Origin of the sequence: Albidovulum salinarum, assembly GCF_025673475.1 — a bacterium.
Taxonomy (GTDB): Bacteria; Pseudomonadota; Alphaproteobacteria; order Rhodobacterales; family Rhodobacteraceae; genus Albidovulum; species Albidovulum salinarum.
Map to the genome: position 1 here is coordinate 97914 of NZ_JAOVQO010000007.1, position 19227 is coordinate 117140.

The following is a 19227-nucleotide window of genomic DNA, read 5'->3' on the forward strand; positions in this document are numbered from 1 at the left end:
ATCTTGTGCGCTAGTGGGTATTACGAGGTGAAGTATGAAACCGTGGCGGACCTCACCGCAACTTTCGCTACGGCATAAATGGAGAGAATACATGAAAAAGCTCGCGCTTGCCGCTGCCCTTTCGATTTCCGCCACCACCGCTTTCGCCGGTGGCATGGCTGAGCCGGTCATGGAGCCGGAGCCGATCGTCGAAGAGCAGTCCAGCAGCTCGTCGGCCGGTATCGTTGTCGGCATCCTCGCGCTCATCCTGATCGCGGCTGCTGCCAGCAACTGATCGGACGCACGTCGTTCAAGGAAAAGGCGGTGGCTCGGTCCACCGCCTTTTTCTTTGCCTGAGTTTCACATCTGTCGGGCAATCCAGCCCGACAGATTGTCGGTGATGACCGCCATCAGCGCCGCGATATGAGCGTCGTCGTCGTTGAGGCAGGGGATGTAGGTGAAGCTCTCGCCGCCGGCATGTTCGAAAGCCTCGCGAATCTCGCCCTGGATCTCCTCCAGCGTCTCGATGCAATCGGCCGAGAACGCCGGCGAGATCACCGCGATCCGCTTCTTTCCCGCTTTCGCCAGTTCGGCGACATGCTCCACCGTATAGGGGCGCAGCCATTCTTCAGGTCCGAAGACCGACTGGAACGTGGTGTCGATCGCGCCTTCGCCCCAGCCGAGCCGCTCGCGCAGGAGCCGGGAGGTCTTCTGGCACTGGCAGTGATAGGGGTCACCCTCCATCAGGTAGCGCTTTGGCATCCCGTGGTAGGAGGCGACAAGCACATCCGGTTTCTGATCGAGCCCGGCATAGGCGCGTTCCACCGATTGCGCCAGCGCCTCGATATAGAGCGGGTGGTCGAAATACTCCGGCGTGGTTCTGACCGCCGGCTGGCGTTTTTCGTCCATCAGGGCGCGGAAGAACTCATCGTTCGCGGTGGCCGAGGTTGCGCCGGCATATTGCGGGTAGAGCGGCAGGAACAGGATCTTCTCGCAGCCCGCGGCAACCATCCGGCGCACGACGCTGGCCGTCGAGGGATTGCCGTAGCGCATGCAGAACTCGACCATCACGCCGTCGCCGAACCGCGCCGCCGCGGCCTCGCGCAGCTTCGCGACCTGCGCCTTCGTGATCGTCATCAGCGGGCTTTCGCCCTCCTCGTGGTTCCAGATCGAGCGGTAGTTCGCGCCCGAGGTGAAGGGCCGCTTCGACAGGATGATGAGCTGCAGGAGCGGCTGCCATTTCCACGACGGATAGTCGATGACCCGCTTGTCGGAGAGGAACTCGCTCAAATAGCGCCGCATCGGCCAGTAGTCGTAGCCGTCCGGCGTGCCGAGATTTGCGACGAGGATGCCGATGCGCGGCCGCGCCACGGGCGGATGGTCGGCGGGTGCATGGACGAGGCGCCCGTCGCCGGGCCGGTCGATCTGGTCCTTCATGTCCGCTCCCTTGCTGTCCGAGTTCCGAGATAGTCGGATTGGCGCCCGCGTCAATGATCGCCCGGCTTCATGACGAGCCCGAGCGGCGTCTCGGCGGTACCGAGCGCGTCTGCGAGCCGCGCTGCGGCCGAGCCGGGACGGAGCGGTTTTTGCTGGCTCGGATCGGGCGCCCAGCCGGTGAGAAAGATCAACTCGAAGGTCGCAGCGATGCGGCCGTCGTTGGCGGGATAGCTCTCCGCATAGATTCGCGCCGCCTCGGGGAAGAGCGCGCGCGGCGTCGCACGGCGGGTGCGGGCGCTGAGCGCGTTGCCCTCGCCCATCGCTCTCAGATCCGCGATCAGGTGGAAGGCGGTGCGGTAGGTCACCGTCTTCTTTACCGCGTCGGCGACCGGCAGCGCGAAGCCCGCGCGCTGCAGGAGCGCGCCGAGGTCACGGATCTCGCCCATCGGCAGGACGCGCGGCGACAGCCCGCCCGAGATCCGGCTTTCGGCCTCGGCGAGCGCGGCGCGAAGTTCGGCAAGGGTGCGCCCGCCGAACATCGCGCCGAGGAACAGCCCGTCCGGCCTCAGCGCCCGCCGGCATTGCACGAGTTGGCCGACCGGATCGTTGGCCCAGTGCAAAGCCAGACCGTGAATCACCAGGTCATGTGCGCCGGGTTCCAGATCCAGCGTTTCCGTATCCTCGACAATCCGCGCGCCGGGCAGGATCGTCGCCCAAGGTTCCGGGAAACCGGTGACCACAGCCGGTGCGGTAAACCGTTTGTTAACCTCGCTCAGCCTCTCCTCGATCTCGGCGGCGGCCTCGTCATGCAGGAAGGTCTCGGCGCGCTGGCGTCGGGCGCGGGCGCGGTTTCGGCGAAGTGCGGCGCGGTCGGTGAGGGGCGGAGGCTGGGTCATGATCGGCGAAACTAGAAGCCTTCGGGGCGGAATGCAAAGCGCGCTTGCGGTGCTCTTCCCACCGCAATGCATCAGCTGCGGCGAGCCGACCGATGCCGATTTCGGCCTCTGCGGCCCATGCTGGCGCGCGACACCCTTCATCACGGGCCTCGTCTGCGACCGTTGCGGCGCATCGCTGCCCGGCGAGGACGAGGGCCGGGCGGAGTATTGCGACGATTGCCTCACGCTCGCGCGGCCTTGGCAGCGCGGGCGGGCGGCGATGCTCTACACCGACAACGGCCGCAAGCTGGTGCTTGCGCTGAAGCATGGTGACCGGCTCGACCTCGCGCGACCGGCCTCCGACTGGCTCCTGCGTGCGGCGCGGCCGATTGTCACGCCGGGCATGCTCGCCGTGCCGGTGCCGCTCCACTGGACACGGCTCCTGAAGCGGCGTTTCAACCAGTCGGCGGAGCTGTCGAAGGCGCTCGCGCGCAAGGCCGGGCTCGACCATTGCCCCGACCTGCTGCAGCGCGCGCGGCGGACCGAAAGCCAGGATGGCCGCGATCGCGACGGCCGTTTTCGCAATGTCGCGGGCGCGATCCGGCTCCATCCCCGGCGCGGCAATCTGGTCCGGGACCGGGACATTCTGCTCATTGACGACGTGATGACCTCGGGCGCGACGCTTGCGGTGGCGGCCGATGCCTGTCTCGGCGCGGGGGCTGCCTCGGTCTCGGTCCTGGTTCTGGCACGCGTTGCGAAGGACGCCTAAATCCCTATAGTCGCCCCGACCAAAGGATCAGGACCTTCATGCCCCGCGTCGAGATCTACACTACCCCCTGGTGCCCGTATTGCCTTGCCGCCAAGCGGCTGCTGCTCGCCAAGGGCGTCGCTTTCGAGGAGATCGACGTCTCGGGCGACCCCGAGCTTCGCGCCGCGATGATGGAGCGCGCGCATGGTCGCTACACCGTGCCGCAGATCTTCATCGACGGGGCACACATCGGTGGATCGGACGACCTCCACGCGCTCGACCGGATCGGCAAGCTCGATCCCATGCTGGCGGCTTGAGTCATGAAGGCGGCGCTTCTGCAACTCTCATCCAGCGACGACCCGGCGGAAAACCTGCCGGTTGTCCGGACGATGGTGCGGGAAGCCGCCGCTGCGGGCGCCGGATTCGTGCTGACGCCCGAGGTCACCAACTGCGTCTCCTCGGACCGCGACCACCAGACCGCGGTGCTGCGCCACGAGGAGGACGATCCGACGCTCGCGGCGCTTCGGACCGAGGCGGCGGAGCTTCGCCTCTGGCTCCTGATTGGCTCGCTCGCGCTCAAGACCCACGACGCGGACGGGCGATTCGCCAACCGGTCGTTCCTGATCGGTCCCGATGGTGCGATCGCCGCGCGTTACGACAAGATCCACATGTTCGACGTCAAGGTGTCGGAGGCAGAGCAGTACCGGGAATCGGCCGGCTACCGCCCCGGCGCACGGGCGGTTCTGGCCGGGACGCCCTTCGCCACGATCGGCATGACGGTTTGCTACGATGTCCGCTTCCCGCATCTCTACCGCCGCCTTGCCAAGGCCGGGGCCGAGGTGCTGACGGTGCCCGCCGCCTTCAACGACACCACGGGTGCGGCGCATTGGGAATCGCTCCTGCGCGCCCGCGCGATCGAGAACGGTGCCTATGTGCTCGCCCCGGCCCAGACCGGAAGTCACGCCGCACATGGCGGCAGGCAGCGCCGGACTCATGGCCATTCGCTTGCCATAGCCCCCTGGGGCGAGGTCATTTGCGACGGCGGGACCGGGATCGGCATCAGCTATGTCGATCTTGACTTGGCCGAAGTGGCGAAGGCGCGCGACCGGGTGCCCTCGCTTGCCCACGACCGCGACTACGAGGGGCCGTGACCGATGGCGGAAGCAAATGACCCCCTGGCCATTGCGCTCTTCTCCGAGGTCTTCATGGCCGACCAGCTTGCGCGCAACCTCGTGAGCCGGGCGCTGCCGAAAGGGATGGAGCTCAGCCATTTCTCGGTGCTGAACCACCTTGCCCATGTGAACGACGAACGCTCGCCGGCGCAGCTCGCGGATGCCTTTCACGTCACCCGCGGGGCGATGACCAACACGTTGAGCAAGCTCGAATGGGCGGGCCATATCCATATCCGGCCCGATTGGGACGACGCGCGACGCAAGTTCGTCTCGATCAGCCCGGCGGGAAGGGCCGCGCGCGATGCCGCGCTCGCCTCCGTTGCGCCGATCATCGGCGATGTCGTCAAGGCGATCGGTTCCGACAAGGTGCGCGCGGTCCTGCCGATCCTACGCGAACTCAGGCTGCGGCTCGACAAGGCGTAGCGGTCAGCGCCGCAGGCCCGCCGCGACGTGGTTGACGCTGAGATCGCGGTCCGAGATCGACCATTGCCAGCTCACCGGATTGAAGACGAAACCCTTGCGGTCGACCGGGTCAAGCCCCGCCTTGCGCATCTGCCCGGCCAGCTCGTCGGGGGTGATGAACTTCGCCCAGTCATGGGTGCCCTTCGGCAGCCAACGCATCACCCATTCGGCGCCGATGATCGCAGCGAGGAAGCTCTTGGTGTTGCGGTTGATCGTCGAGGCGATCATCAGCCCGCCGGGCTTCAGAAGCTCACGGCAGGTGGTCACGAATTCCTGCGGGTCGGCGACATGCTCGACGATCTCCATCGCGAGGACGACGTCGAAGACCTCGCCCGCGACGGCGAGCGCCTCGGCGGTGGTGTGGCGGTAGTCGATGTCGAGCCCCTGCGCCTCGGCATGAAGCCGGGCGACGGGAATGTTGCGCGCCGCCGCGTCGGCGCCGATGACGGTGGCGCCGAGCCGTGCCATCGGCTCGCTGAGAAGCCCGCCACCGCAGCCGATATCGAGCAGCCGCAAGCCGTCGAAGGGCCGTTCCGACGCCAGGTCGCGGCCGAACTCTGCGGCGATCTGGCGGGTGATGTAGTCGAGCCGCACCGGGTTCATCATGTGGAGCGGCTTGAACTTGCCATGCGGATCCCACCATTCGGCGGCCATCGCCTCGAACTTCGCCACTTCGGCGGGATCGACCGTGTTGGTCTCGGCGTGCATTATCGTCTCCGGCATTTCCTGTCGGACCCCATAGCGGGCCGCTTCGATTGCGTTATATAATTTAATCATGGACCGGGTCGCAGGGCAAAAGCGCGCAGGCGCCTTTCTTTATCCGCAGATCGAACCGTTCGATCAGCGCATGATGGATGTGGGCGACGGCCACCAGATCTATGTCGAACAATGCGGCCACCCCTCGGGCCTGCCGGTGGTGATCCTGCATGGCGGGCCGGGCGGCGGTTGCTCGCCCGCGATGCGGCGCTATTTCGACCCCTCGGTCTACCGGGTGATCCTCTTCGACCAGCGCGGCTGCGGCCGCTCGCGGCCCCATGCCAGCGTCGAGGCGAACACGACCTGGCACCTCGTCGCCGATATCGAGCGGATCCGCGAGGCGCTCGGCATCCGGAACTGGATCGTCTTCGGCGGCAGCTGGGGCGCGACGCTCGCTTTGATCTACGCCCAGACCCATCCCGAACGGGCCCGCCATCTGGTGCTGCGCGGCGTGTTCCTGATGACCGAGGGCGAGCTCGGCTGGTTCTATGGCGGCGGCGCCGGGGCGTTCTGGCCCGACCGCTGGGCCGATTTCACCCGGCCGATCCCGCCGGATGAACACGGCGACCTGATCGCCGCCTATCATCGCCGCCTGTTCTCGGGCGACCGCGCCGAGGAGACTCGCTACGCCCGGAACTGGGCGGCCTGGGAGAACGCGCTTGCCAGTGTCGAGCATGACGGGATCGTCGGCGAGGCGCCGGCCGACTATGCCCGCGCCTTCGCCAGGCTCGAGAACCACTTTTTCCTCAACAAGGGGTTTCTCGAGACCGACGGCCAGATCCTGCGCGACCTGCCGAAGCTGCGCGACGTCCCCGCGACGATCGTGCAGGGCCGCTACGACATGATCTGCCCGCCGGTCTCGGCCTGGACGCTCGCGCAGAACTGGGCGCGTGCCGATCTGCGGATGGTCGCGAGGGCCGGTCACGCGCTGTCCGAAGCCGGGATCAGCGCCGAACTGGTAAGGATCATGGACGGGCTTCGGGCCTGAGTCTCACGCCATCGGGATTTGACGCCTGTCGGTTGCGCACCGACACTGCCCTTTGAACCTAAGGGAGAAGCGCATGACTGATGACACCAAAGTCACCATCGAGGCGCGCGAGAACGGTCCCTTCGTGGTCAAGCGGCTGACCCGCCTCAAGGGCGAGGACGGGGAGATGCTGGAAACCAAGTCCGTCACCACGCTTTGCCGCTGCGGCCACAGCGCCAACAAGCCTTTCTGCGACGGCAGCCACAAGCGCGTGGGCTTTCAGTCGGGCGCGGAGATCCCGGCCGCCGGGCGCGACCGGCTGATCGCCTACGAGGGCGAGGAGGTCACCGTCACCTACAACCCGCGGCTTTGCTCCCACGCCGCCGAATGCGGCCGCATCGCCGGGCATGTCTTCAACCCGGCGGAAAAGCCCTGGGTCCAGCCCGACAGGGGAAGCCGCAACGAAATCGAGGCGGTGATCGCCGCCTGTCCCTCCGGCGCGCTGGCGCTCGCGGGGCCCGAGCACCTGCTGCCGCACGGTCGCGCCGAGATCGAGGTGCAGAAGAACGGACCCTACTGGGTGCTCGGCCTCGAGCTTGTCGGCGCACCGCCGGCGGGCGAGGGGGCGAGCCGCGAGAAATACGTCCTCTGTCGCTGCGGGCTCTCGGGCAACAAGCCCTATTGCGACGGCAGCCACCGCGACAAGGGCTGGAAAAGCGGGGGGTAGGGTGGAACGCATCTGCGCTTGCAGACTCACCCCCTTTCGCCTATATCCGCTTCAACAGCGGCGCTGCGGGGTCCAAACTCGCAGCCCACCGGGAAAGATCGACGGGCCGCAGGGCCCGTTTTTTATTGCCCGAAGCCAGGACAGACAGAGACCGATGACCGAACTGATCGCCAAGACCGCCATCGACCGGCGCCTCGCCGAGATCGTGACCCCGACCATCGAAGGCCTCGGGTTCGAACTCGTGCGGATCCGGCTCATGGGCGGCAATACCAAGACGCTGCAGATCATGGCCGACCGGCCCGAGGGTGGCATCGACGTCGACGATTGCGGGAAGATTTCCGTCGCGGTCTCGGCTGTCCTCGATGTCGAGGACCCGATCGACGAGGCCTATCACCTCGAGGTCTCCTCGCCCGGCATCGACCGGCCGCTGACCCGGCTCAAGGATTTCGACGCCTGGAAGGGCTACGAGGCCAAGATCGAGACCTCCGAGCTCATCGACGGGCGCAAGCGGTTCAAGGGTCAGATCGCCGGGACCGAGGGCGACGAGGTGCTGATCGAGATCGAGGAAGGCACGATCGGGCTCAAGTTCGACTGGCTCTCGGACGCCAAGCTGGTGCTGACCGACGAGCTGATCACCGAAATGCTGCGGCAGAAGAAGGCCACCCAGGCCGTCGACGAATCCGCGTTTGACGACATCGAAGAAGAGACTTCCGAGGAGGAGTGAATGGCGATTACCTCTGCCAACCAGCTGGAGCTGCTGCAAACCGCCGAGGCGGTCGCGCGCGAGAAGATGATCGACCCCGGCCTCGTGATCGAGGCGATGGAGGAAAGCCTCGCCCGTGCCGCGAAGTCTCGCTACGGGGCGGAGATGGACATCCGCGTCGCGATCGACCGCAAGACCGGCCGCGCCACCTTCACCCGCGTCCGCACCGTCGTCGAGGATGACGCGGTGGAGAACTACCAGGCCGAGATGACGGTCAAGCAGGCCAAGCAGTACATGGCCGATCCCCAGATCGGCGACGTCTTCGTCGAGGAAGTGCCTCCCGTGGACCTCGGCCGGATCGCGGCGCAGTCGGCCAAGCAGGTCATCCTCCAGAAGGTGCGCGAGGCAGAGCGCGACCGCCAGTTCGAGGAATTCAAGGACCGCAAGGGCACGATCATCAACGGCGTGGTCAAGCGCGAGGAATACGGCAACATCATCGTCGATATCGGCCGCGGCGAAGCGATCCTGCGCCGCAACGAGAAGATCGGCCGCGAGAGCTACCGCCCGAACGACCGCATCCGCTGCTACATCAAGGACGTGCGCCGCGAGCCGCGCGGCCCGCAGGTGTTCCTTTCCCGCACCGATCCGCAGTTCATGGCCGAGCTCTTCAAGATGGAAGTGCCGGAGATCTACGACGGCATCATCGAGATCAAGGCCGTGGCCCGCGATCCCGGTTCGCGCGCGAAGATCGGCGTCATCTCCTATGACAACTCGATCGACCCGGTCGGCGCCTGCGTCGGCATGCGCGGCTCCCGCGTGCAGGCGGTCGTGAACGAGCTTCAGGGCGAGAAGATCGACATCATCCCGTGGAACGAGGATCAGGCGACGTTCCTCGTCAACGCGCTGCAGCCCGCCGAGGTCGCGAAGGTCGTGATCGACGAGGAGGCCGGCAAGATCGAGGTCGTGGTGCCGGACGAGCAGCTTTCGCTCGCGATCGGCCGGCGCGGCCAGAACGTGCGGCTCGCCTCGCAGCTCACCGGGCTCGACATCGACATCCTCACCGAGGAAGAGGAAAGCCGCCGGCGTCAGGCGGAATTCGCCGAGCGCACCAAGCTCTTCGTCGAGGCGCTCGATCTCGACGAGTTCTTCGCCCAGCTTCTGGTCGCGGAAGGCTTCACCAGCCTCGAAGAGGTCGCCTATATCGAGATCGACGAACTTCTGTCGATCGAGGGCGTCGACGAGTCGACCGCCGAGGAGCTTCAGGCGCGCGCCCGTGACGTGATCGAGGAGCAGAACCGCAAGGCGCTCGAGAACGCCCGCGCGCTGGGCGTCGAGGACAGCCTGATCTCGTTCGAGGGGCTGACGCCGCAGATGGTCGAGGCGCTGGCCAAGGACGACGTCAAGACGCTCGAGGACTTCGCCACCTGCGCCGATTGGGAACTGGCCGGCGGCTGGACCACCGTGAACGGCGAGCGGGTCAAGGACGAGGGCATCCTCGAGAAGTTCGACATGAGCCTCGAAGAGGCGCAGCACCTCGTGATGACCGCGCGAATCCAGCTCGGCTGGGTCGATCCGGCCGAGCTTGAGGCCGAGGCCGACGAGGGCGAGGAAGAAGAGGAGGCCGAGGCCTGACAAGGGCCTCGGGAGTGACAGCGATGACCCGCGGGGGAAGCGACAAGGTGAGGGACGAGCCGGAACGGCGCTGCATCGTCACGGGCGATGTGCAGCCGAAGGCCGGGCTGATCCGCTTCGTCGTCAGCCCCGACGGGCAGGTCGTCGCAGATCTTGCCGGCAAGCTGCCGGGCCGCGGCATCTGGGTCACCGCCGACAAGGCGGCAATCCAGAAGGCGGCGGCGAAGGGGCTCTTCTCGCGCGCCGCGAAGGCGCCGGTGACGGTGCCCGCGGATCTCGCCGATCTGGTCGAGGCGGCGGTCGCGCGGCGGGTCGTCGACCTCGTGTCGCTGGCGCGCAAGGCGGGCCGCGCGGTCGCGGGGTTCGAGAAGGTCAAGGGCTGGCTGGCCGAGGGCAGGGCCAAGGTGCTGCTCCAGGCCTCCGACGGATCGGAGCGCGGCAAGGGCAAGCTCTGGACCCCGGAGGGCGGGCGCTGGTTCGGCTGCCTGACCTCCTCGGAGCTCGGGCTGGCATTTGGCCGCGATAGTGTGATACATGGCGCGCTTGCCGCTGGCGGACTCTCTGCGCGTGTAGTAGAGGAAGCGGCAAAGCTTTCGGGTTTGCGAAAAGATGACGGCGGAAGGTCCGCCGGGAAGGATACGAAGTCGGCATGAGCGAAACAGACGGTAAGAAACCTCTCGGCCTCGGTGGCGGGCGTTCCGGCCAGGTGAAGCAGAGCTTCTCGCATGGCCGGACGAAGAGCGTCGTCGTCGAGACGAAACGCAAGCGCGTCGTCGTGCCGAAGCCCGGTGCCGCTGCGGGCTCGTCCGGTTCTGCCGGCGCCAAGGGTGCGGGCGATCCGTCGCGCCGTCCGGCCGGGATCTCCGATGCCGAGATGGAGCGCCGTCTGAAGGCGCTGCAGGCCGCCAAGGCGCGCGAGGTCGAAGAGGCCGCCCAACGCGCCGAGGAGGAGCGTCAGCGCGAGGAAGAGCGCGAGCGTCGCCGCGCCGAGATCGAAGCCAAGGAGCGCGAGGATCGCGAGCGCGAAGAGGCGCTGAAGGCCAAGGCCGAGGAAGAGGCGCGCAAGGCCGAGGAAGCCGAAGCCCGTGCCGCGCGCAAGGAAGAGTTCAAGAAGCCGGCGGCGGCGAAACCCGCGCCGGTCGACCCGGCGGCCGTCGAGGCTGCCGCGAGCCGTGCCGAGACCAAGGGCGTCAGCGTCGGTGGCCCGCGCAAGACCGACCGCGAGCGCGACACCCGCGGCGCCGCCGCCGACAAGGATTCGCGCGGCAAGGGCGCGCGCGACGACAGCCGTCGCGCCGGCAAGCTGACACTGTCCGAGGCGCTTTCCGGCGAGGGCGGGCGCCAGCGTTCGCTGGCTGCGATGAAACGCAAGCAGGAGCGTGCCCGCCAGAAGGCGATGGGCATGAGCCAGCGCGCCGAGAAGCAGTCGCGCGACGTGCAGCTGCCCGAGACGATCATCGTCTCGGAACTTGCCAACCGGATGGCCGAGCGCGCCGCCGACGTGGTCAAGGCGCTGATGAAGATGGGCATGATGGTCAACATGAACCAGCCCATCGACGCTGACACCGCCGAGCTGGTGATCGAGGAGTTTGGCCACCACGCGGTCCGCGTCTCCGACGCCGACGTCGAGCAGGTCATCGACACGGTCGAGGACAAGGCCGAGGATCTTCAGCCGCGCCCGCCGATCATCACGATCATGGGCCATGTCGACCACGGCAAGACCTCGCTGCTCGACGCGATCCGCCAGACCAACGTCGTCTCCGGCGAGGCCGGCGGCATCACCCAGCACATCGGCGCCTACCAGGTGACGACCGAGTCGGGTGCCGTGCTGACCTTCCTCGACACGCCGGGCCACGCCGCCTTCACCTCGATGCGCGCCCGCGGCGCGCAGGTGACGGATATCGTCGTGCTCGTGGTCGCCGCCGATGACGCGGTCATGCCGCAGACGATCGAGGCGATCAACCACGCCAAGGCCGCCAAGGTGCCGATGATCGTCGCGATCAACAAATGCGACAAGCCGTCCGCCAATCCGCAGAAAGTGCGGACCGATCTGCTGCAGCACGAGGTTGTCGTCGAGGCGATGTCGGGCGAGGTGCAGGATGTCGAGGTTTCGGCCAAGACCGGCAAGGGGCTCGACAGCCTCCTCGAGGCGATCGCGCTGCAGGCGGAGATCCTCGAACTCAAGGCCAACCCGGAACGCGCCGCGATGGGTGCGGTGATCGAGGCCAAGCTCGACGTCGGCCGCGGCCCGGTTGCCACGGTTCTCGTCCAGCACGGCACGCTGAAGCAGGGCGACATCTTCGTCGTCGGCGAGCAGTGGGGCAAGGTGCGCGCGCTGATCAACGACCAGGGCGAGCGGGTAACCGAGGCCGGGCCGTCGGTGCCGGTCGAGGTCCTTGGCCTCAACGGCACGCCGGAGGCCGGCGACGTCCTCAACGTGGTCGAGACCGAGGCGCAGGCGCGCGAGATCGCGAACTACCGTGAGCAGGCCGCAAAGGACAAGCGCGCGGCGGCCGGCGCGGCGACGACGCTCGAACAGCTCATGGCCAAGGCCAAGGAAGACAAGAACATTTCCGAGCTGCCGATTGTGGTGAAGGCCGACGTGCAGGGTTCCGCCGAGGCGATCGTCCAGGCGATGGAGAAGATCGGCAACGAGGAAGTGCGCGTCCGCGTGCTGCATTACGGCGTCGGCGCGATCACCGAATCGGATATCGGTCTTGCCGAAGCGTCGGGTGCTCCGGTGATCGGCTTCAACGTGCGGGCCAACGCGCCGGCGCGGACGGCGGCGAACCAGAAGGGCGTCGAGATCCGCTACTACTCGGTCATCTACGATCTCGTGGACGACGTGAAGAAGGCGGCCTCGGGGCTTCTCTCGGCCGAGATCCGCGAGAACTTCATCGGCTATGCGTCGATCAAGGAGGTCTTCAAGGTCTCCGGCGTCGGCAAGGTCGCGGGCTGCCTCGTCACCGAGGGCGTGGCGCGTCGCTCGGCCGGCGTCCGGCTCCTGCGCGACGATGTCGTGATCCACGAGGGCACGCTGAAGACGCTGAAGCGCTTCAAGGATGAGGTCAAGGAAGTGCAGTCCGGCCAGGAATGCGGCATGGCGTTCGAGAACTACGACGACATCCGCCCGGGCGACGTCATCGAGATCTTCGAGCGCGAGGAGGTCGAGCGCAAGCTCGCCTGATCGCGCCCGCGATTGTGAATTGGAAAGGCCGCCCGGGTTCGGGCGGCTTTTTCTTTGGAGATGTCCGCAAGTCGTGTTGGTCCGCCTTGTGGACCCGGCAGACCTTTGCATGCGCAGCGGATTCATGCCTATGATCGGACCGTTCGCAGAGAATTTTGTTAACAGGCGCCCTCTTTTGCCAAGTTTCAGATCTATCTTGTTGAGCTTGGCAATCCAACTCGCTTGCTTCGTGCAAGCCCAGGCGGATGAATGGGGATCCGTGGTTCTGGCACATTGCTACGAGCTTGATGGCATTTCCTATCAGCAGCATTTCTTCGTCAGGGTATTTCGGACTGAAGTCGGAGGGGGCAGCTCCATTCAGATGCCCGAGAGCGAGATGCTCCCCGCGATTTGCATGCCCTTAACGAGGACCCGGCAGAGTGCATGATCGAGAACAAGAAGGTCGTTTTTGAGACCGTCGATTATCGCGCGCCGACTCTCCGAGGCGCATGCGGTCTTTGTGAGCAAACCGGATTTCGAATTACTGTCGATCGCGAAGCTGTCTGGGAAACAAGAAGGCCGGACAAGAGGGGCGATTCGATTTTCAATGGCACAATAGACATGCACAAAGACATGCTGCGTGTCTGCGAAGAACACCCGCCTGCAGCGCTCGGCGTTGATATCCCCTTCGCACGGGACTTTTTCACCTCACGAACGAGCATTCTGGTTTGTGAAACGCACTCTTACTGATTTCCCGAGCACAGCTCTGGGAATGCGATGCCGCCATGTGGCTTTGGGTTCAAACCCGGCCAGCACGATTTGCGGACACCCCACTTTGTTGGCAGATCGTCGCTCGGGTGGCTATCAGAGCCAGTCGCGCAGGATCGGGATGAGCGGGACGTCGGCGGGCGGCATCGGGTAGCTGCGCAGGTCCTTCGGGCGGACCCAGGCCAGTTCCTGACCCTCGCGCGACTGCAGCATGCCCTGCCATTTCCGGCAGGCGAAGAGCGGCATCAGCAGGTGGAAGTCGTCGTAGGCATGGCTCGCGAACGTCAGCGGCGCAAGGCAGCTTGCCCAGGTGTCGATGCCAAGTTCCTCGTGCAGTTCGCGGATCAGCGCGGCCTCCGGCGTCTCGCCGGGTTCGACCTTGCCGCCGGGAAACTCCCACAGGCCCGCCATCGACTTGCCCTCCGGCCGGCGTGCAAGGAGCACCCGGCCGTCGGGATCTATGAGCGCCACCGCCGAGACGAGGAGCGTTCTCACGACCGGTAGTCGGCGTTGATGTCGATGTAGCGATGCGTGAGGTCGCAGGTCCAGACCGTGCGCGCGCCCTTGCCGAGGCCGAGGTCGACCGAGATCACCAGCTCGTCGCGCTTCATGTAGGCGGCCGCCTCCTCCTCGCTGTAGTCCGGGCTGCGCCAGCCCTTCTCGGCCAGGAGCAGGTCGCCCAGACGGATCGACAGCGTGTCGCGGTCGGCCTTGGCGCCGGACTTGCCGACCGCCATGACGATGCGCCCCCAGTTCGGGTCCTCGCCCGCGATCGCGGTCTTCACGAGCGGCGAGTTGGCGATCGCCATCGCGACCCTGTGGGCGTCGCTGGCGTCGGCTGCGCCGGTGACGCGGACCTCGACGAATTTCGTCGCCCCTTCGCCGTCGCGCACCACCTGTTTCGCCAGATCCAGCATCACCACGCCGAGCGCCTTTTCGAAGGCCTTGGCGGGCGCCGAGCGCATGTCCGCGATCTCGGCGGCTGGGCTCTTGCCGGTCGCCGCGACGATCAGCGCGTCGGAGGTCGAGGTGTCGCTGTCCACAGTGATCGCGTTGAACGAGGCGTCGACCTGGCGCGAGACCATTTTCTGCAGGTTGGCCGAGGAGATCCTCGCGTCGGTGAAGATGTAGACAAGCATCGTCGCCATGTCGGGCGCGATCATGCCGGAGCCCTTGGCGATGCCGGCGATGCGGATCGGCCCGCCGTCGCCCTTGATCTCGGCGGAGGCGCCCTTGGGGAAGGTGTCGGTCGTCATGATCGCGCGCGCCGCCAGCTCGATCCCGCCGGCGTCGAGCGCGGTTCTGAGATCACCAAGCTTGGCGGTGATCCGGCCATGCGGCAGGGGTTCGCCGATCACGCCGGTCGAGGAGGAGAAGACCCGCGATGACGGGATCGAGAGCGCCCGGGCGACGGCATCGGTGACAGCGTCGACCGACTCCTGCCCGGCCTTGCCGGTGAAGGCGTTGGCGTTGCCGGAGTTGACGACGATCGCCGCGCCCTCCTCGGAGGCGGGCTTCCCGGCGAGCTTGGCCTCGCAGTCGAGCACGCAGGCCGCGCGGGTGGCCGAGCGGGTGAAGGCGCCCGCGATCGCGGTGCCGGGGGCGAGCCGCACCAGCATCACGTCGGTGCGGTTCTTGTAGCGCACCCCGGCCTCGACGGCGGCGAACTCCACGCCGTCGATCACCGGCAGCGCGGGGAAACCGTCCTGCGGGGCGAGCGGCGAGACCGGGCTCGGCTGCTTCACCCGCGCGCTGACCGCTTCCGCACCGGTCGCGACCGCGTCGATCACGGCGTCGACGCCGGCCTCGACAGTCTCGCCCAGGGCCGGCAGGACGCGGTCCTCGATGGTCTTGCGCAGCCGCTTGACCTGATCCTTCAGCTTCTTCGCCTCGGCCTTCCAGTCGTCGTCCTTCTTGGCCATGTCGGTCCCCCGTTCCGGCGTTGTCAGTTCTCGATGAGCGCGGTGTTCTTGAGGATGGCGGGATCGATTCCCTCGACCATCTTCTCGACCTTCGCCGCCTCGGTCAGTTCCGTCACCTTGGCCTCGACTGCCGAGCCCTGCAACTCGCTTTCGAGTTCGGCGCGCACGTCCTCGATCGTCGGCGCGGTGGCGGCGCGGGTCTCGTTGAGCTTGATCAGGTGCCAGCCGAAATCGGACTGGACCGGATCGGAGACCGTGCCGGCCTCCATCGCCAGAACCGCGTCCTCGAAGGGCTTCACCATCATGCCGACGCCGAACCAGCCAAGGTCGCCACCGGCTTCCGCCGAGCCACGATCGGTAGATTTCTCCTTGGCGATCACGGCAAAATCGGCGCCGCCGTCAAGTTCGGCCTTGATGGCCTTGGCCTCGTCCTCGGTCGCGACGAGGATATGGGCGGCGTTGTATTCGGTGCCTGGATCGGTGTTGGCGTATTTCTCGTCGTAGAGCGACTGCACCGCCTCGTCGGTGACCGCAGAGGCGGCGGTTTCCTCGAGCGTGGTGCCGGCGAGGTAGCTGCGGCGCTGGTTGTCGAGGAAAAGCTCGTCGCGCGTGTCCATGTCGGCTTCGGCGGCCTCGGCGAGCGCGGCCTGCTGGATGATCTGGTCGAGGATGCCGTTGAACAGCGTCTCGTCGTCGAGTTGGAGATACTGCGGCGGCAGGCTCTCGCGCAAAGCGATCATGTGGCCGAGCGTGATGTCCACGCCGTTGACGGTGGCGACGACGGTTTCGGCGCTCGGTTCGGCGGCGATGACGGGCGCGGACAGCGCCAGCGACAGGGCAACAGCGCCAAGGCGGGCGGCTGGTTTCAGCATGATCTCAACTCCTCATCGGGCCGCGCACGGGGCGCGACGTTGACTATCGGACGGCAGACCCTTACATCGCGATGGTCCCGTGAGGGCCGAGCCGCACCCGGTTTCGCAGCCGTTCTAGGCACAGCGCGAGGCAGCGGCAAGGCCGCGTTTCTTCACAGGTCAGTCAGTCGAACCCGAGCGGAGAAAAAATGCTGGGCCTCGGAACAATCGCGAAGAAGGTCTTCGGCACGCCGAACGACCGCATGGTCAAGTCGGTCCGCCCGCTGGTGGCGAAGATCAACGCGCTGGAACCGGAGTTCCAGAACCTCACCGACGAGGGGATAAAGGAGAAGACCGAGGAGCTGGCCAAGCGGGTGCAGTCGGGCGAGAGCCTCGACTCGGTGCTGGTCGAGGCCTTCGCCAACTGCCGCGAGGCGGCGAAGCGGGCGCTGGGGCTTCGGGCCTTCGACGTGCAGCTCATGGGCGGGATCTTCCTCCATCAGGGCAACATCGCCGAAATGAAGACCGGCGAGGGCAAGACGCTGGTCGCGACCTTCCCGGCCTACCTGAACGCCCTCTCGGGCAAGGGTGTGCATATCGTCACCGTCAACGACTACCTCGCCAAGCGCGACGCGGAATGGATGAGCAAGGTCTACGGCGCGCTCGGCCTGACCACCGGCGTCGTCTATCCGTTCCAGTCGGCCGAGGAGAAGAAGTCCGCCTACGAAGCCGACATCACCTACGCCACGAACAACGAGCTCGGCTTCGACTACCTGCGCGACAACATGCGCAATTCGATCGACGAGATGATGCAGCGCGGGCATTTCTTCGCCATCGTCGACGAGGTCGACTCGATCCTGATCGACGAGGCGCGGACGCCGCTGATCATCTCGGGGCCGAGCCAGGACCGGTCGGAGCTCTACAAGACGCTCGACGCCTTCATCCCGGAACTGACCGAGGAGCACTACAAGCTCGACGAGAAGGCGCGCAACGCGACCTTCACCGAGGAGGGCAACGAATACCTCGAACAGCGGCTGACCGAGGCCGGCGTGCTGCCCGAAGGCCAGACGCTCTACGACCCGGAATCGACCACCATCGTCCACCACGCCACCCAGGCGATGCGGGCGCATACGCTCTTTCACAAGGACCAGCACTACATCGTCCGCAATGGCGAGATCGTGCTCATTGACGAATTCACCGGCCGGATGATGCAGGGCCGGCGGCTCTCGGACGGCCTCCATCAGGCGATCGAGGCCAAGGAAGGCGTGTCGATCCAGCCCGAGAACGTGACACTCGCCTCGGTGACCTTCCAGAACTACTTCCGCCTCTATGACAAGCTCGGCGGGATGACCGGCACGGCTTCGACCGAGGCCGAGGAATTCATGGAAATCTACGGGCTCGGCGTGGTCGAGGTGCCGACCAACCGGCCGGTGGCACGGAAGGACGACCACGACCAGGTCTATCGCACGGCGCGAGAGAAATACGAAGCGATCCTAAAGCGAATCAAGACCGCCAACGAGAAGGGCCAGCCGGTCCTCGTCGGCACGACCTCGATCGAGAAGTCCGAAATGCTCTCGGAACTGCTGAAGAAGGAAGGCATCAGGCACAACGTGCTCAATGCCCGCCAGCACGAGCAGGAGGCGAAGATCGTCGCGGATGCCGGCAAGGTCGGGGCGGTGACGATCGCAACGAACATGGCCGGTCGCGGTACCGACATCCAGCTTGGCGGCAATGTCGAGATGAAGGTGATGGAGGCGCTTGCCGCCGATCCCGAAGCCCATCCCGACGAGATCCGCGCCCGGATCGAGGCGGAGCATGCCGAGGAGAAGAAACAGGTCCTCGAGGCCGGCGGGCTCTTCGTCCTTGCCTCCGAGCGGCACGAGAGCCGGCGCATCGACAACCAGTTGCGCGGCCGGTCGGGCCGTCAGGGCGATCCGGGGCGGTCGTCGTTCTACCTTTCGCTCGAGGACGACCTGATGCGGATCTTCGGGTCCGAGCGGCTCGACAAGGTTCTGTCGACGCTCGGCATGAAGGAGGGCGAGGCGATCATCCACCCTTGGGTGAACAAGTCGCTGGAGCGGGCCCAGGCCAAGGTTGAGGGCCGCAACTTCGACATCCGCAAGCAGCTCCTGAAGTTCGACGACGTGATGAACGACCAGCGCAAGGTGATCTTCAGCCAGCGGCTGGAGATCATGGAGGCCGAGGATCTCGAGGAGATCGTCGGCGACATGCGCCACCAGGTCATCGACGACGTAGTGGACCAGTTCCTGCCGCCGAAAAGCTATGCCGAACAGTGGAACATCTCCGGGCTCGACGCCGCGGTGAAGGAGAAGCTGGCGCTCGCGCTTCCGGTCGCGGACTGGGCGGCCGAGGAAGGCGTCGATCAGGAAGAGATGCGCGAGCGGGTCTGCAAGGCCTCCGACGAGCTGATGGCCGAAAAGGCCGAGGCGTTCGGGGCCGAAACCATGCGCCAGATCGAGAAGCAGTTCCTGCTGCAGACCATCGACACCAAGTGGCGCGAGCATCTGGTGACGCTGGAACACCTGCGCTCGGTCGTTGGCTTCCGCGGCTATGCGCAGCGCGATCCGCTGTCGGAGTACAAGACCGAGGCCTTCACGCTCTTCGAGAATCTGCTCGACGGCCTGCGCGAGGACGTGACGCGCAAGCTCGCTCAGGTCCGGCCGATGACCGAGGAGGAGCAGCAGGCAATGTTGCGCCAGATCAACGAGCAGCAGGCCGCCCAGAACGCCAATGCTGCGGCGGCGGCTCCGGTTGCCGCGATGGCCGGGGCGGCGGCGGGATTCGATGAGACGGATCCGGCAAGCTGGGGCGACCCCGGACGTAACGATCCCTGCCCGTGCGGGTCGGGGGAAAAGTTCAAGCATTGCCACGGCCGGCTGGCCTGACGCGGGTTCGTACTACCGACCGCATAGCAAGACGGACGCACGGCTTAAGGGAATATGCCAACGGCTGCGTATTGATGGCGGGTACCCGGACCGGGGCCCGCCATTTTCACGAATGGTCGTGTGTAATGTCACGCCCGGACCGCGCGACGCAACTGC

19 protein-coding genes are annotated in these 19227 nt (G+C 66.3%); 13 read left to right on the forward strand and 6 right to left on the reverse strand.

The features are described 5' to 3' along the window. Positions 1-91: 91 nt before the first annotated feature. On the forward strand, positions 92-274 hold the full coding sequence (locus OEZ60_RS08940) for a hypothetical protein (protein ID WP_263335211.1): 183 nt from the start codon (positions 92-94) through the stop codon (positions 272-274). Between the two features lie 65 nt (positions 275-339). On the opposite strand, the gene hemH is transcribed toward OEZ60_RS08940, so the two are convergent. Together hemH and OEZ60_RS08950 are read right to left on the reverse strand one after the other, a co-directional pair. Next, a complete protein-coding gene (gene hemH, locus OEZ60_RS08945) occupies positions 340-1416 on the reverse strand; it encodes a ferrochelatase (protein ID WP_263335213.1) in 1077 nt (358 codons plus the stop codon). 50 nt (positions 1417-1466) lie between these two features. Then, positions 1467-2312, reverse strand: a complete 846-nt coding sequence (locus OEZ60_RS08950; protein ID WP_263335215.1) for a methyltransferase domain-containing protein — start codon at positions 2310-2312, stop codon at positions 1467-1469. A 31-nt stretch (positions 2313-2343) separates the two neighbouring features. Between OEZ60_RS08950 and OEZ60_RS08955 the strand changes: the two genes are divergently transcribed. From OEZ60_RS08955 to OEZ60_RS08970, 4 genes are read left to right on the forward strand one after another with little or no spacing between them, the layout of a single operon-like run. Beyond that, positions 2344-3060, forward strand: a complete 717-nt coding sequence (locus OEZ60_RS08955; RefSeq protein ID WP_263335217.1) for a ComF family protein — start codon at positions 2344-2346, stop codon at positions 3058-3060. Between the two features lie 38 nt (positions 3061-3098). Beyond that, positions 3099-3356, forward strand: coding sequence for a glutaredoxin 3 (grxC, locus tag OEZ60_RS08960; protein ID WP_263335218.1), 258 nt, complete (start codon positions 3099-3101; stop codon positions 3354-3356). 3 nt (positions 3357-3359) lie between these two features. Beyond that, positions 3360-4190 (forward strand): carbon-nitrogen hydrolase family protein, encoded by an 831-nt coding sequence (locus OEZ60_RS08965; RefSeq protein WP_263335220.1) that lies wholly within the window; start codon positions 3360-3362, stop codon positions 4188-4190. 3 nt (positions 4191-4193) lie between these two features. Beyond that, on the forward strand, positions 4194-4634 hold the full coding sequence (locus OEZ60_RS08970) for a MarR family winged helix-turn-helix transcriptional regulator (protein ID WP_263335222.1): 441 nt from the start codon (positions 4194-4196) through the stop codon (positions 4632-4634). 3 nt (positions 4635-4637) lie between these two features. Here the strand turns inward: OEZ60_RS08970 and ubiG are convergent, their stop codons facing one another. After that, complete coding sequence (gene ubiG / locus OEZ60_RS08975; RefSeq protein WP_263335224.1) at positions 4638-5381, reverse strand: bifunctional 2-polyprenyl-6-hydroxyphenol methylase/3-demethylubiquinol 3-O-methyltransferase UbiG; 744 nt, start codon at positions 5379-5381, stop codon at positions 4638-4640. A 67-nt stretch (positions 5382-5448) separates the two neighbouring features. Here ubiG and pip point away from each other — a divergent pair, with 67 nt between their 5' ends. The 7 genes from pip (at position 5449) to OEZ60_RS09010 (ending at position 13374) form a co-directional block, all read left to right on the forward strand. Further along, a complete protein-coding gene (gene pip, locus OEZ60_RS08980) occupies positions 5449-6417 on the forward strand; it encodes a prolyl aminopeptidase (protein WP_263335226.1) in 969 nt (322 codons plus the stop codon). A 73-nt stretch (positions 6418-6490) separates the two neighbouring features. After that, complete coding sequence (locus OEZ60_RS08985; protein WP_263335228.1) at positions 6491-7123, forward strand: CDGSH iron-sulfur domain-containing protein; 633 nt, start codon at positions 6491-6493, stop codon at positions 7121-7123. 154 nt (positions 7124-7277) lie between these two features. Beyond that, positions 7278-7847: a ribosome maturation factor RimP gene (rimP, locus tag OEZ60_RS08990; protein ID WP_263335230.1), complete on the forward strand. Its 570-nt coding sequence runs from the start codon at positions 7278-7280 to the stop codon at positions 7845-7847. Next, the gene (gene nusA, locus OEZ60_RS08995) at positions 7848-9458 is read left to right on the forward strand and encodes a transcription termination factor NusA (protein ID WP_263335232.1); all 1611 of its coding nucleotides are present in this window, start codon (positions 7848-7850) and stop codon (positions 9456-9458) included. A gap of 23 nt (positions 9459-9481) precedes the next feature. Next, positions 9482-10111: an RNA-binding protein gene (locus OEZ60_RS09000; RefSeq protein ID WP_263335234.1), complete on the forward strand. Its 630-nt coding sequence runs from the start codon at positions 9482-9484 to the stop codon at positions 10109-10111. Beyond that, complete coding sequence (gene infB, locus OEZ60_RS09005; RefSeq protein ID WP_263335236.1) at positions 10108-12645, forward strand: translation initiation factor IF-2; 2538 nt, start codon at positions 10108-10110, stop codon at positions 12643-12645. The genes OEZ60_RS09000 and infB overlap by 4 nt, the downstream gene beginning before the upstream one ends. A 423-nt stretch (positions 12646-13068) precedes the next feature. Beyond that, on the forward strand, positions 13069-13374 hold the full coding sequence (locus OEZ60_RS09010) for a hypothetical protein (protein ID WP_263335238.1): 306 nt from the start codon (positions 13069-13071) through the stop codon (positions 13372-13374). 114 nt (positions 13375-13488) lie between these two features. Here the strand turns inward: OEZ60_RS09010 and mutT are convergent, their stop codons facing one another. Genes mutT through OEZ60_RS09025 form a run of 3 tightly spaced genes read right to left on the reverse strand, consistent with a single transcriptional unit; the run spans position 13489 to position 16186 of the window. Then, positions 13489-13887, reverse strand: coding sequence for an 8-oxo-dGTP diphosphatase MutT (gene mutT / locus OEZ60_RS09015; protein WP_263335240.1), 399 nt, complete (start codon positions 13885-13887; stop codon positions 13489-13491). Next, entirely contained in the window at positions 13884-15314 is a 1431-nt protein-coding gene (argJ, locus tag OEZ60_RS09020) for a bifunctional glutamate N-acetyltransferase/amino-acid acetyltransferase ArgJ (RefSeq protein ID WP_263335242.1), read from the reverse strand. The genes mutT and argJ overlap by 4 nt, the downstream gene beginning before the upstream one ends. Positions 15315-15337: 23 nt before the next feature. Beyond that, positions 15338-16186 carry a peptidylprolyl isomerase gene (locus tag OEZ60_RS09025; RefSeq protein ID WP_263335244.1) on the reverse strand — a complete coding sequence of 283 codons (849 nt, stop codon included), beginning with the start codon at positions 16184-16186 and terminating at the stop codon, positions 15338-15340. A gap of 188 nt (positions 16187-16374) precedes the next feature. Between OEZ60_RS09025 and secA the strand changes: the two genes are divergently transcribed. Continuing rightward, positions 16375-19071, forward strand: a complete 2697-nt coding sequence (secA, locus tag OEZ60_RS09030; protein WP_263335245.1) for a preprotein translocase subunit SecA — start codon at positions 16375-16377, stop codon at positions 19069-19071. Positions 19072-19227 lie beyond the last annotated feature (156 nt).

Bases quoted from the DNA above. Each gene is read 5' to 3' on its own strand.
- secA (WP_263335245.1), top strand. From the start codon at position 16,375: ATGCTGGGCCTCGGAACAATCGCGAAGAAGGTCTTCGGCACGCCGAAC.
- OEZ60_RS08985 (WP_263335228.1), top strand. From the start codon at position 6,491: ATGACTGATGACACCAAAGTCACCATCGAGGCGCGCGAGAACGGTCCC.
- ubiG (WP_263335224.1), bottom strand. From the start codon at position 5,381: ATGCACGCCGAGACCAACACGGTCGATCCCGCCGAAGTGGCGAAGTTC.
- pip (WP_263335226.1), top strand. From the start codon at position 5,449: ATGGACCGGGTCGCAGGGCAAAAGCGCGCAGGCGCCTTTCTTTATCCG.
- OEZ60_RS08965 (WP_263335220.1), top strand. From the start codon at position 3,360: ATGAAGGCGGCGCTTCTGCAACTCTCATCCAGCGACGACCCGGCGGAA.
- argJ (WP_263335242.1), bottom strand. From the start codon at position 15,314: ATGGCCAAGAAGGACGACGACTGGAAGGCCGAGGCGAAGAAGCTGAAG.
- OEZ60_RS08970 (WP_263335222.1), top strand. From the start codon at position 4,194: ATGGCGGAAGCAAATGACCCCCTGGCCATTGCGCTCTTCTCCGAGGTC.
- rimP (WP_263335230.1), top strand. From the start codon at position 7,278: ATGACCGAACTGATCGCCAAGACCGCCATCGACCGGCGCCTCGCCGAG.
- grxC (WP_263335218.1), top strand. From the start codon at position 3,099: ATGCCCCGCGTCGAGATCTACACTACCCCCTGGTGCCCGTATTGCCTT.
- OEZ60_RS08955 (WP_263335217.1), top strand. From the start codon at position 2,344: ATGCAAAGCGCGCTTGCGGTGCTCTTCCCACCGCAATGCATCAGCTGC.
- hemH (WP_263335213.1), bottom strand. From the start codon at position 1,416: ATGAAGGACCAGATCGACCGGCCCGGCGACGGGCGCCTCGTCCATGCA.
- infB (WP_263335236.1), top strand. From the start codon at position 10,108: ATGAGCGAAACAGACGGTAAGAAACCTCTCGGCCTCGGTGGCGGGCGT.
- nusA (WP_263335232.1), top strand. From the start codon at position 7,848: ATGGCGATTACCTCTGCCAACCAGCTGGAGCTGCTGCAAACCGCCGAG.
- OEZ60_RS09000 (WP_263335234.1), top strand. From the start codon at position 9,482: ATGACCCGCGGGGGAAGCGACAAGGTGAGGGACGAGCCGGAACGGCGC.
- OEZ60_RS08950 (WP_263335215.1), bottom strand. From the start codon at position 2,312: ATGACCCAGCCTCCGCCCCTCACCGACCGCGCCGCACTTCGCCGAAAC.
- OEZ60_RS08940 (WP_263335211.1), top strand. From the start codon at position 92: ATGAAAAAGCTCGCGCTTGCCGCTGCCCTTTCGATTTCCGCCACCACC.
- OEZ60_RS09025 (WP_263335244.1), bottom strand. From the start codon at position 16,186: ATGCTGAAACCAGCCGCCCGCCTTGGCGCTGTTGCCCTGTCGCTGGCG.
- OEZ60_RS09010 (WP_263335238.1), top strand. From the start codon at position 13,069: ATGATCGAGAACAAGAAGGTCGTTTTTGAGACCGTCGATTATCGCGCG.